11 protein-coding genes are annotated in these 12,631 nt (G+C 38.8%); 5 read left to right on the top strand and 6 right to left on the bottom strand.

Annotated features, from left to right (window positions below; all coding sequences use genetic code 11):
- The first annotated feature begins 7 nt into the window (after positions 1–7).
- Together dusC and QSH13_RS03380 are read left to right on the top strand one after the other, a co-directional pair.
- Positions 8–940 carry a tRNA dihydrouridine(16) synthase DusC gene (gene dusC, locus QSH13_RS03385; protein ID WP_109398104.1) on the top strand — a complete coding sequence of 311 codons (933 nt, stop codon included), beginning with the start codon at positions 8–10 and terminating at the stop codon, positions 938–940.
- A gap of 201 nt (positions 941–1,141) precedes the next feature.
- A complete protein-coding gene (locus QSH13_RS03380) occupies positions 1,142–1,390 on the top strand; it encodes a GlsB/YeaQ/YmgE family stress response membrane protein (protein WP_069367521.1) in 249 nt (82 codons plus the stop codon).
- Between the two features lie 87 nt (positions 1,391–1,477).
- On the opposite strand, the gene sseA is transcribed toward QSH13_RS03380, so the two are convergent.
- The 4 genes from sseA to metC form a co-directional block, all read right to left on the bottom strand.
- The gene (gene sseA, locus QSH13_RS03375) at positions 1,478–2,320 is read right to left on the bottom strand and encodes a 3-mercaptopyruvate sulfurtransferase (RefSeq protein ID WP_109398103.1); all 843 of its coding nucleotides are present in this window, start codon (positions 2,318–2,320) and stop codon (positions 1,478–1,480) included.
- A 13-nt stretch (positions 2,321–2,333) separates the two neighbouring features.
- Positions 2,334–2,519, bottom strand: coding sequence for a hypothetical protein (locus QSH13_RS03370; protein ID WP_109398102.1), 186 nt, complete (start codon positions 2,517–2,519; stop codon positions 2,334–2,336).
- A gap of 286 nt (positions 2,520–2,805) precedes the next feature.
- A complete protein-coding gene (dcuC, locus tag QSH13_RS03365; RefSeq protein ID WP_109398101.1) occupies positions 2,806–4,173 on the bottom strand; it encodes a C4-dicarboxylate transporter DcuC in 1,368 nt (455 codons plus the stop codon).
- Positions 4,174–4,207: 34 nt separating this feature from the next.
- The gene (gene metC / locus QSH13_RS03360; RefSeq protein ID WP_109398100.1) at positions 4,208–5,383 is read right to left on the bottom strand and encodes a cystathionine beta-lyase; all 1,176 of its coding nucleotides are present in this window, start codon (positions 5,381–5,383) and stop codon (positions 4,208–4,210) included.
- Positions 5,384–5,786: 403 nt separating this feature from the next.
- On the opposite strand from metC, the gene purB reads away from it, so the two are divergent.
- Together purB and QSH13_RS03350 are read left to right on the top strand one after the other, a co-directional pair.
- Positions 5,787–7,154: an adenylosuccinate lyase gene (gene purB, locus QSH13_RS03355; RefSeq protein ID WP_109398099.1), complete on the top strand. Its 1,368-nt coding sequence runs from the start codon at positions 5,787–5,789 to the stop codon at positions 7,152–7,154.
- An 81-nt stretch (positions 7,155–7,235) separates the two neighbouring features.
- Positions 7,236–8,624, top strand: coding sequence for an MmgE/PrpD family protein (locus QSH13_RS03350; RefSeq protein WP_286038823.1), 1,389 nt, complete (start codon positions 7,236–7,238; stop codon positions 8,622–8,624).
- Positions 8,625–8,679: 55 nt separating this feature from the next.
- Here QSH13_RS03350 and fabZ read toward each other — a convergent pair whose 3' ends face one another.
- Complete coding sequence (fabZ, locus tag QSH13_RS03345) at positions 8,680–9,105, bottom strand: 3-hydroxyacyl-ACP dehydratase FabZ (RefSeq protein WP_109406472.1); 426 nt, start codon at positions 9,103–9,105, stop codon at positions 8,680–8,682.
- Between the two features lie 210 nt (positions 9,106–9,315).
- Positions 9,316–10,224 carry a LysR family transcriptional regulator gene (locus QSH13_RS03340; RefSeq protein ID WP_286047516.1) on the bottom strand — a complete coding sequence of 303 codons (909 nt, stop codon included), beginning with the start codon at positions 10,222–10,224 and terminating at the stop codon, positions 9,316–9,318.
- Between the two features lie 252 nt (positions 10,225–10,476).
- On the opposite strand from QSH13_RS03340, the gene dinG reads away from it, so the two are divergent.
- Positions 10,477–12,579 (top strand): ATP-dependent DNA helicase DinG, encoded by a 2,103-nt coding sequence (gene dinG, locus QSH13_RS03335; RefSeq protein WP_109398095.1) that lies wholly within the window; start codon positions 10,477–10,479, stop codon positions 12,577–12,579.
- The last annotated feature ends 52 nt before the right edge of the window (positions 12,580–12,631 follow it).

The raw sequence follows: 12,631 nt of genomic DNA, 5'->3' as shown, positions 1-12,631 counted from the left end.
TTAAAAAGTGCGAGTTTTATTAGCGCCAATGGAGGGGGTTTTAGACCCCCTTGTGAGAGAATTACTCACTTCGATTAACGATTATGATCTCTGTATTACAGAGTTTGTACGCGTTGTTGATTCATTACTGCCAACGAAAGCATTTTATCGCTTATGCCCTGAGTTGCAGACAGAAAGTCGCACTAAGAGTGGCACACTGGTGCGAGTACAATTATTAGGACAACATCCACAATGGTTGGCTGAAAATGCCTTTAGAGCGGTATCATTAGGCTCTTGGGGGGTTGATTTAAATTGTGGTTGCCCTTCAAAAACAGTCAATGGTAGTGGTGGTGGTGCTTCTCTTCTAAAACAGCCAGAAACGATTTATCAAGCAACAAAAGCAATGCGTGGCGCAGTGCCTTCAGAGTTACCTGTCTCTGTTAAAGTGAGACTTGGCTGGGATTCTTCTGCGTATAGTCATGAAATTGCCGATGCTGTGGTGCAAGGTGGCGCTACGGAAATCACCATACATGGTAGAACTAAAGAAGATGGTTATAATGCCGAAAAAATTAATTGGCAAGCCATTGGGGATATTCGTCAAAGGCTTTCAATCCCTGTGATTGCTAATGGCGAAATTTGGAACCGTGAAGATGCATTAGCCTGCTTAGCCACAACAGGTTGTGATGCGATTATGATTGGTCGCGGTGCAATGAATACCCCTAACTTAAGTCGTGTTGTAAAAGGCATAGAAGAGAGAATGCCTTGGCAAGAGGTGATAGAATTATTAAAGCGCTATGTTCGTTTAGAAAAGCGTGGCGATACGACGATTTATCATGCATCACGTATTAAGCAGTGGTTCAGCTATTTACGCAAAGAATACTCAGAAGCAGATGAGTTATTTAGGCAAATAAGAACATTAAAAACATCGCCAGAAATCGCGCTTGCAATAGAAGCGTTGTAGTTTAAAAATCATCTTATTCGATAACAATAGCGCTAATAAATTAGCGCTATTTTTTTGTTCGTTAAACAATAATTTCTCTATTTATCTTAAATATGATGTTACTTATCTTCAATAATTGGAAAAAATAATTATTTCGACTTACACTCAATAAGTGACATTTTTAGGTATGTTGTTTATATCATGACTATTTTAGGGGGAACTATGGGAATTCTTGCTTGGATTATCTTTGGTTTGATCGCGGGTATTTTGGCGAAATTCTTAATGCCAGGCTCTTATGATATTGGTCTGATATGGACTTGTATTTTAGGTATTGTGGGTGCGGTTGTTGGTGGTGCAATTAGTAGCTTCTTTGGCAAAGGCAAAGTGGATGGCTTTAACTTCGGTAGTTTTGTTGTCGCTGTCATTGGTGCTATTGTTGTGCTCTATCTTGCGAAAGTATTCGCAAGTTAATGTATTTGCATCAATATTCACATCTAATCGATATTGATAATAAACCCGCTTAATGCGGGTTTACTTTTTCAGGCAAAATAGATCAAGTTAGCATTCACAAGGAAGGGCACTTTCAGCACCCCATTGCGCCCAAGAGCCGTCATAAAGTGCAATAGATTGGCAACCTAATACAGTTAACGCTAAAAATAAAATTGCCGCGGTCATACCTGAACCACAAGTCACAATAATAGGTTGTGATAAATCAATGCCGGATTTTTCAAAGATTTGTTTTAGTTCGGTTTTTTCTTTTAATTTCCCATCAATAACTAATTCATTCCAAGGCACATTTTTACTGCCAGGGATATGCCCACTACGTAAACCTGGGCGAGGTTCAGGTGCTCTACCATAAAAACGATCAGCAGAACGAGCATCAACTATCTGTTTTTGTTTAGTCTCTAAATTATCAAGAAGTTGCTGTTTATTAGCATAACGTTGTGCATGGCGTTCAACAACAAAAGGAGACTGTGCAGGTGCTTTAATTGCTTCACCTTGTTCTGTCGCAAATCCCGCTTCAATCCATGCCTGTAATCCACCAGCAAGAATACGCACATTACGACAACCTAGTGTTGTGAATGTCCACCAGCCTCTTGGTGCCGAGAATAAATTGCCTTGATCATAAAGAATGACAGTCGTGCTATTAGAGATACCTAATTGTGTCAGAGTCTCTGAAAATAGCGCATCAGAAGGTAGCATATGGGGGAGTGACGTGGTTTTATCTGCGACTTCATCAAGATCAAAAAAATGGGCATGTGGAATATGACGTTCAAGGTAAAGTGCTTGATAATCAATATCTTGAGTTGGCATTGGTGCACTTACATCAAGGATCACAAGATCAGCGTTATTTTGATGTTCAAATAGCCATTGGGGAGTAACAAAGTAATCGTATTCCACGGTGCGACCTCATTTATTTTGTAGAAGGTGAGCTGTCTGGGATAGCTGGAAATTGCTGTGTAGGAGATATTTCTGGTTGAGTTTGCTCAGTTTCTATTGGCGTCGTAGAGCGTGTATAGATATTTAAACCCGCCAAGAAAATACCACCAATAGAACCAAAGGCAAGTAGCGCGATAATAACAATAATTATTTTTTTCATAATGTTCATTTGCAGATGAATGTTACGCAAAAGTATATCGAGATATAAAGTTGAAACAAGTACTCAGTTGGTTTAATCGACAAGTAATAGTGGCGAAAACATCTGTTTTTTTAAGTAAAAAAGAGGCAAATAGATAAATAAACAGGCTATTTATTTTTTATAAACAGCCTGAGTAAAGTTAAGGTTGACGTTAATGATTTCAATCAAAGTTGACAGTCAATGATAAGAAAAAAACCCTTAAACTCAGGAGTAACGGAGTTTAAGGGCAAGGGGTAACGCAACTTAATTAGGAATATAAAAACCAGAATGTCATTGCTAAGTTCACAATGGCTGCGACAGCCATAGGAATAGCGGTACGTTTAACTATTTGGAAAGGTGAGACATTCGCAATACCCGCAATAGCGACAATAGCGGCAGTAATTGGTGAAACAGTACGGCCAAAGCTTGTCATTATTTGCATAGGTAAAATTAGGGTGATCACATCTACTTTTAAGAAGGTGGCAATTTTGGGAGTTAAGGCGGCAAATGAGAAGAATGCCGCATTACCTGATCCCATTAAAAAGGCGGCTAATGCGAGAATGGCACTCATTACAATGATCATGGCTGCAATACCAAAACCCGCATCTTGAGCAGAGCTAATTAGCGTATCGACGGCACCACTTTTGAGTAAACCATTCGCAAAGAATTCACCTGATACAATTAACGATACCACTAAGACAAATTGCTTACCCATTCCTTCAAAAAACAGCATAAAGCTATTCATTACCGCTTTTGCATCGCGTAAGCGAACATATTCAAAAAGAAGGGCAATCACAGTACTAATAATCATCGCTGTGGTGACTTCTAATTTAATATAAGGGTGTAGCAAAGGACTGAAGCCGATAATTAGAATTAAAGGGATCACGGGTAGTAAGGCATAAGATAACGGGATTTTATTACCTTCTTCTTTTACGACATCAATTGTTGTTGGGTCAAAAACAAATCCTTCACGTTTATCCCACCAGCGTTGAATAAAAAAGTGAGTGATAGCAACCGCAATAATAATAGGAATAGTGATTGGTAACTGATACTGCACAAAATAGACAGCAGGTTCGATATCCGCTGTTTTTGCCGCCATAATCACATTACCTGAACCAGGACCATGGTCGATAAACTGGCAACATCCAATTACGGCTAAAGCGGAAAGTGGGCTAATACCAGAACGAATTAATATCGGATACATGGTAACCATTAACAGCATACCTAAACCTGCATGGCTAGGAATAAAGATCACCAAGATTTGGGTAACTAGAAATGAAATCACTAATAATAAGTAAGGCGATTTTATCGCTTTTAATGGTCTTTCAAAAATAGCGAATAAAGCACGGCTTGCGCCAACATGTTCCATATAACGAGAGAAACCTGCTATTGCCATTAATGTTAAACCAAGGCCCGCTAAGCGAGAACTCATAATATTCGTAAAGATTTGGAAAATATCAAAATATTTAAATTGAGTGGATTTATTTTCTGGTAATAACGGATTAAGGTCTAGAGATGCTGTTAAGAGCAAGAGTAATAACCCGCCGAGTAATAATACTGGCTGAGGTTTATAACCCCGCGCCAGTAAATAAACCACCAGCGCTGTTACCAGTGCGGCAATAATTAAACCTGTCATAGTGAATTCCCCGGTAATGATGCAATATTTTTTGTTATTGGTTTAATGCTGAAAACGCTTGTGTAATATCTGCAATAAGATCATCCGTTGCTTCAAGGCCAATATGTAAACGGACAAAAGGCCCATGACCTTCACGCCAATCAGAGGCTGTTCTTGCACCGACAACATTGGCAGGTAAAGCAAGGCTCTCAAATCCTCCCCAAGAAGCACCGATACCAAAAAGTTCAAGTGCATCAATAAATTGCTCTGATTGTTTTGTGGTATATTTTTGTTTAAATTCAATAGTTAATAGACCGTTACTGCCTTTGCAGTCTCGTTTCCATAAGTCATGACGAGGGTGATTAGGTAATTCAGGAAACCAAACTTTTTCAACTTCAGGGCGAGTTTCTAACCACTGTGCAATGGCTAGTGCTGATTTACCATGAGCAGCAATGCGTTGACCTAGTGTTCTTATGCCACGAAGAACTAATGCTGCATCATCTGGGCTACTGGCTTGGCCTAATGCTTCAGGCAATGCACCAATTTTTTTCCATGCTTTTTCATTTGCAACCATAATGCCCATCATCACATCAGAGTGACCACATAGATATTTAGTTGCAGCGATAACAGAGACATCAGCGCCTAACTCTAGCGGGTTATACAGCCATGCTGAGCCCCAAGTATTATCAACCCCGACAGGAATATCTCTCTCATGAGCAATACGACAAATTTCAGGTAAGTCGAGCATTTCATAAAGTAATGAGCCCGGTGATTCGACAAAAATAAGTTGCGTATTTTCTTGAATTTTTTGTTCAAAATCAGAACCATCAGTTTTAAAGAAACTATAAGCGATGTTATTAGGTTCAAGAAAAGCCGATGCAATTTTACGAACGGGTTCATAAACAGAATCAGCAAATAAAACATGCCCACCACTACGTGCATATCCCATAATAGTGACGGCGATAGCTGCCAATCCAGTAGGGAACAACTGAGCGCGATAGCCACCTTCTAATTCGGTTACTAAAGCTTCAAGGGCAAATGCAGTTTCGGTACCACGTGCGCCATAACTTAAAACACGCTCTGTTGCTCGGCGATCACGCACTTCGCGCCAGCTTTTAATTGAATCAAAAACAATGGTACTGGCTCTCATGACTGGTGGATTAATAGGGCCTGAAGTTTTGATTGTTTGGCGTCCACTGTGTATCAGTTTTGTTTGTTTATTTTGTTTCATTATTAATATCTCCAAATATAGAAATAGAGTTCCCTGGTAATTAAATAAAAGGATTAATTACTGTTTGTGCTTATTTTGTTTCTATTATTTATAACAAACTTATTTGTTTTTAAAATAGCTATTTTTTAAAAATGATGATCTTCCTCTAATTTTTTAGCATTAATTATTCTAATTAAATCTTAAATAACATTTAAGATTCAAAAGTTATAACTAATAAATAAAGGGATATTTATAACCAATTGAATTAATGTTATTTTTTAATTGATTAGAAATGTTTTAAATTAGATTAAAATTATCAAAGTGTTTTTATTGAGATTCTATTGCATAAATAAAATAACAATCTAACAAGTCGTTTGATTAAAAAAACGATTTTTTTATTATTCTTTTAACAGGGGAAATAATTATGGGAACCAGTGTTTTTGATTCTGTTTTATTAAAGAATTTATGGTCAACAGAAGAAATGAGAACTATTTTTTCTGATAAAACCAGAATGCAAAATTGGCTTGATTACGAAGCTGCATTAGCGATTGAGCAAGCTGAATTAGGTTTGATCCCAAAAGACGCGGCAAAAGTTATTGCAGATACTGCAAAACTTGAAAAACTTGATATGGATTATGTATTAGAACAAGTGCGTCTTACTCGCCATCCATTAGTGCCAACAATTCGTGGTTTAGAACATGCTTGTCCAGAACATTATGGGGAATATGTTCACTTTGGTCCAACAACACAAGATGTTATTGATACTGGACTTGTACTGCAATTAAAAGATGCACATCATACGTTTTTACGTGATATCAAAGTATTAGGTCGTGCACTGCTTTCATTAAGTGAACAACATCGTAACACCCCTATGGTTGGGCGTACATTAGCATTGCAAGCTCTGCCAATTACGTTTGGTCATAAAACTGCAATTTGGTTAACTGAGTTAGCGCGTCATTATCAACGCCTTAAAGAGATCGAGCCTCGTTTATTCGTTGGTAGTGTTGTTGGGGCGGTAGGCACAAAAGCTTCTTTAAGCGATAAGGCAGATGAATTAGAAGCTCGCGTATTAAAACGCTTAGGCTTAGCTGTACCTGAAATTTCATGGCAACCTGCGCGTGATAGATTCAGCGAATATGGCATGCTAATAGGTTTAATTAGTGGAACTCTAGGTAAAATTGCCAATGAAATCTTACTGTTAGCGCATAACGAAATTGATGAGTTATCTGAGCCTTTCGGTAAGGGGCAAGTGGGTTCTTCGACCATGCCACATAAACGTAACCCTGCCATTGTTGAAAATGCGGCTTGTGTGAGTAATACCCTAAAAGCGAATCTTTCTGTTTTAACGGATATGATGAAACACCAACATGAACGTGATGGTGCAATCTGGAAAATGGAATGGAAGATCATGCCAGAGCTGTGTCTGATGCTGTCTGTTATTTTTGATAATATGAAAACAGTAATAGGCGGACTGAATGTGCATGTCGAGAAAATGCGCGAAAATATGGATATTCTTGGGGGCTTTATGTTGGCAGAGCGTGTGATGTTTGCCTTATCTGATAAGGCTGGCAAACAAACTGCGCATGAAATTGTGTATGAAGCATCAATGTCTGGACAAGAAGAAGGTATTACCTTCGTGGAAGCGATTAATCGTGATACCCGTATTCGTGATCACATTACTCAAGAAGAGCTTGATGCACTTTTAGATCCAACAACATATGTTGGTAATGCACCAGCCCAAGTTGATCGTGTTGTTGCACAAACCAAAGCCTCTGGCTGGTTAAATGACTAAGTGACTTAATTGCATCTAACCTTCTTATTATCTAAAAGCCGGTGATATTGCTGGCTTTTTCTTATCGACTTCGAGGTGTTTATGACATTGAGTCAGCAGTTAGCCCAATTTATTACCACAACCCATTTTTCTGATTTACCCGCTCAAGTTGTTAGCCGAGCCAAAATTCATTTATTAGATACATTAGGTGTCGCCCTTGCTGGAAGTATGCAACAAAGTGCTATTCAAAGTCGCCAAGGTGTGGCTTTTTTACCTGATAGTCAAGGCAATATCCCAATCTGGGGGAGTTCGCTAACGACAAGTACCACCGTGGCTGCACTTACAAATGGTATTGCTTCACATGCATTAGATTTTGATGATACACACACAGACTCGATAGCACATGGCAGTGCGGTATTAACGCCGATTGCTTTTGCATTGGGTGAATCTATCGATGCATCATCACAAGATATTTTAACGGCGTGGGTGATTGGCTGGGAAGTCGCAGCAAGAGTGGGCTTAGCAAGCCATAGTGGATTTCATCAACGTGGTTTTCATACCACAGCAATTGCTGGGATTTTTGGCGCAACGGCTTGTGCCGCTTCACTATTAAAATTGAGCTCTGAACAAACTGTGAATGCATTAGGATTAACAGGAAGTCAAGCTGGAGGTGTGGCGGAATATCTTACCAATAGCTCATCTTCTAAATGCTTTCATGCGGGATGGGCTGCACAATCAGGTATTATCGCGGCATCATTAGCAAAAGGTGGAATGACGGGGCCTGAAACAATATTTGAAGGTCGATATAGTCTTTATCAAACCCATGGCATTCGAGAGCAAGCGCAACCAGAACAGGTGGCATTGGGATTAGGTGAAGTATGGGAGTTTTTAAATGTTTCTATTAAGCCTTATCCGGTGTGCCATTTTGCTCATGCAACGGTTGATTGTGGGCGTAATTTACTGAAAAAAGGGATCACGGCTGACGATATTGTGAGTGTGGAGTGCGTTGTCGATCCGGTAGCGGCAGCCCTGATTTGTGAGCCTCCAGAAACAAAATGGGCACCGCAAACAGCTTATGGTGCCAAATTTAGTCTGCCGTGGTTATTTGCTGCCGGCTTTTTAGATAATGCTTTAACGCTATCTTCATTATTCCCTGAAAACCTACAGCGGGAAGATATTCAATCGTTAGCGAAGCGTGTGAGTTATCGTTATCCAGAAAAAGGGGAAATTCCATTTCCTACCTATTTCCCCGGATTAATTTTCGTGACATTAAAAAATGGTGAGAAGATCACGGAGAGATTAGATATTCAGTATGGTAATCCGAAAAATCCAATAACAGATAAAGATGTGATCAGTAAGTTTTACGATAATACATCTATGGTGATAGAAGCTAAACAATCGGCACAATTAGTTGAAAAGATACTTGATTTCGATAATGTCACTATTTCAGAAATAACACAATTATTACGTGTTAAAGAAAAAGCTGAATAAAGATAAAACAATGAGATAATGACAAGAAGGATTGGTTTGAGCCACCAATCCTTTTTTATTGCCTTGCACACATAAACTCAGATGTACAAACTATCTTTTCCCCAATTTTTACTGTACCTGAAAAGCTAACAATAGTGCGACGCTGCCGGCAAAATTGGATCTCAATAAGTAGCTGATCACCCGCTTTAACCGCATCATAAAAGCGTGCGTTTTTTATGCTAGCAAAATAACATCGCTGATCTTCATTCATAGGTGAAAGGTAATAATGTGCAAGAACACCTGAAGCTTGAGCCATGCTTTCAAGTAGTAACAACGGTGGGTAAAACTCGCCAAAAACAACAGTGTCATTGGTGGTGATATTTTTAATAGCTGTTAATTTGCCACTGGCAAGTTCAGCTGGCTTAGAAATAACCTGATCGATTAATAAGAATGGATAACGATGAGGCAATATTTCCATTATTTCACTGACGGAAATGGGCATACATTTTCTCCTCGTTATGATGATAGGATAAACTTTATTTTATAATAATGGTGGCTATTATTTCATTCTTATTCAATATCGTACAGTGTTAGCCTGTCTTTGGGCTGAGAAATTTGAATTAAATAGATAACAAAGACTAGTATAGATAAAATCTAGTCTTTGTTATTGCTGATTTTCTGATGTGTTATCGTAATAGTTTATTTATTTTGACTATTTTTGTTGAAGAGTAATATCAGCATGATTAATCACTTCATTTTGTTCGTTTTTTAATGAATCAAACAGTATTTGGGCAGCTTTCCCTGGGCTATTGGCATTGAGATACAGGTTATAACTAATCGCGGGTAAAGCGGGTAAACCTTCTTTTTCTCCTAAAATACGCAAATCATCACCTGACAGTTCAATTGAACGCGCCATAATACCTAAGCCTGCATGTACAGCGGCTCTAGCACCTGAAAGTGTTGTAGCAACATAAGCGATTCGCCAACGAATACCTTGCTGATCAAGATGATTAATCATCATATCGCGGTATGTGCTTGGTTCATCTAATACAACTAATGGTAGGGGATCATCAAGATCAAATCTGAAGTGTTTTCCGCAGTACCATAAAGAGGGGGAAACGCGTAATACAATTTTGGGATAACCTACATGTTCTTCGGTGGAAATGGCTAAATCAAGTTCGTTATTTTCTAACATAGCCATTAAAAACGGACTACGTTTCACAATAATTTCCATGATTAAGCGAGGATAAGCTCCAGAAAAACGCGCGAGAAGATCAGGTAAAATAGTGTTTGCCGTGTCATCAGGAGATCCTATTTTTAAGATCCCATCAATTTCTTCATGCATCAATGAAAGACACGCTTCATCATTCAGACGCAAAATACGGCGAGCATAATTAAGTAGTTGTGTACCGGCTTCTGTCAGCGTTTTATTTCGACCTTGACGAGCAAATAGCTCTTTGCCTATTAGCGACTCTAGCCGTTGCATTTGCTGGCTTACCGCGGATTGTGTACGACAAACAGATTCCGCTGCTGCTGCAAAGGTATTACCATCGACAACAGCAACAAAGGTTCGAAGTAAATCAAGTTCTAAGTTAAAAATAGGGCGCTTTGCAGAGGTCATTATAGGAGTCTCTTAACTGATGTTGTATTTAGTAAAAATCATAAATCATATTTTTTATAAGACTATTTTAGATGTTACATAATGAATACTCATACTATGAAGAGTTGAATTAATAATCCATAACAAAGCTCAATAATTTCGAGGTGTTATCCATTCTTTGATGAAAAAGGAGACCAATCGAAGGTAACTACTGATTTTTATACAGTGTTATGAGACAATGACGCCTTTCTTAAAATCAGTTGCAGAGTGGTTATGTCCCTTTCCCAATCAGTTAAAAATCAAATAAGTCAGTGGTATAAAGCCCTACCAGAGCATATTGAAGGGTTTATTCCGCGTGCGCCACAGCGTGAAATGATCGCGGAGGTGGCTAAGACTTTTTCTGATGAAATGGGACGTCATTTAGTAATAGAAGCCCCAACAGGTGTGGGTAAAACACTCTCTTATCTTATTCCGGGTATTGCTATTAGTCGTGATGAGAAAAAACCACTGATAATCAGTACGGCAAATGTGGCACTGCAAGATCAAATTTATAGCAAAGATCTGCCATTACTAAAAAAAATTATTCCTGATCTTACGTTTACTGGCGCTTTCGGTCGTGGGCGTTACTTGTGTCCTCGCAATTTAGATGCGATCTGTGCAACAGAAGGCGAGCAAATTGACTTAATGTTTTTACTTGAAGATAAAGTTGATGTTGCAACAAGTGCAGAAAGAGAAATTTGTCGAGAGCTCAAAAATGATTTCACTAGTTTCGGTTGGGATGGCTTGCGTGATCACCATAAACGCGCACTAACAGACAGTTTATGGCGCAAAATCAGTACGGATAAAATGAATTGCTTAGGGCGCAATTGCCAATACTATCATCGCTGTCCTTTCTTTATTGCACGTCGTGAAATTGATGAAGTAGATGTCGTTATTACTAATCACGCTTTAGTGATGGCAGCAATGGAAAGTGAATCCGTATTGCCTGATGCGAAAAATCTGCTTTTGGTGCTTGATGAAGGGCATCATATTCCTGATGTTGCGCGAGATGCACTTGAAGTCGAAGGGGAAATAACCTTAGTTTCTCTTAATAATCAGCTTGATAATATCACTCGCCATGTTAGCCAGTATTTAGCGCAATTTATTCCTGTAAGACCACCTAAATTAGCTGATCCTATTCGTTTTGATGCTCATATTGCTAAGTTACGTGAAGCTTATCAAGAGATTGATACATTTACCCGTGCACTATTACCAGAACGCAGTGAACAAGATGAATATCTCTTTCCGTTAGGTGAATTACCGGAACAACTTCTGTTAAGTTGTCAGACATTATTTAAGTTAACAGATGGTTTAAAAATGCTGGGCGAAGCTATTTTAAACGATTTAACAGAACGAACAGCGAAAGAAGATGTTGTACGTTTACATCGTGCTATTTTAACGACCAGTAGGATGGTGGGTTATTTAGAAAATATGGCGAAATTGTGGCGTTTAGCCACATTAGAGCAAACTTCAAAAGCACCAGTATCCAAATGGTTAACTCGCCGTTACGATAAAAAGCAGTCTCATCTCTATTTTCATTGCGCGGGTATTCGTGTCAGTGAACAACTGACGCAATTATTATGGAAAAATATCCCGCATGTGGTGATTACATCTGCAACATTACGTTCATTAAATAGCTATTCTCGTATTCAAGAATTAACAGGATTAAGTGAACATTTTGATGATCGCTTTATTACGTTGTCTTCCCCTTTTGAGCATCAAAAGCAAGGTAAACTGGTGATCCCAAAAATGCACTATGAGCCAACTATGCTCCATGAACGTGAGCATTTAAAAGAGATGGCTCGTTATTTTCGCCAAGAAATGGAAGAGAATAATCATCGCGGGCAATTGGTTTTATTTAGTAGTCAACGTGCAATGGATGGCTTTTTAGAAGAAGTGAAAGATTTGCGTTTATGCTTATTAGTACAAGGTGATCAGCCACGCTATCGATTAGTTGAAACGCATTGTAAGCGCATTGATGCGGGAGATAATAGTGTATTGATAGGTTTGCAATCTTTTGCCGAAGGGCTCGATTTAAAAGGTGATTATTTAACGCAGGTGCATATTCATAAAATTGCTTTTCCACCCGTGACGGATCCGGTGATTGTGACAGAAGGTGAGTGGCTTAAATCTCTAAAACGTTATCCTTTTGAAGTACAGAGCTTGCCAAGCGCATCGTTTAATTTAATTCAGCAAGTTGGGCGCCTTATTCGTAGTCATCATTGCCACGGTGAAATCGTTATTTATGACCGACGTCTGTTAACTAAAAACTATGGTTCACGTTTATTAACGGCTTTGCCTGTTTTTCCTATCTATCAGCCGGATATGCCTAAATAGGCTCTACATTGATTATTGATAAAACAAACCTCTTTTTATAAGTGTTTTATGC

The sequence above is a fragment of the Proteus faecis genome, from assembly GCF_030286765.1.
GTDB classification, from domain to species: Bacteria; Pseudomonadota; Gammaproteobacteria; order Enterobacterales; family Enterobacteriaceae; genus Proteus; species Proteus faecis.
This window is presented reverse-complemented; position numbering and strand designations above follow the sequence as displayed.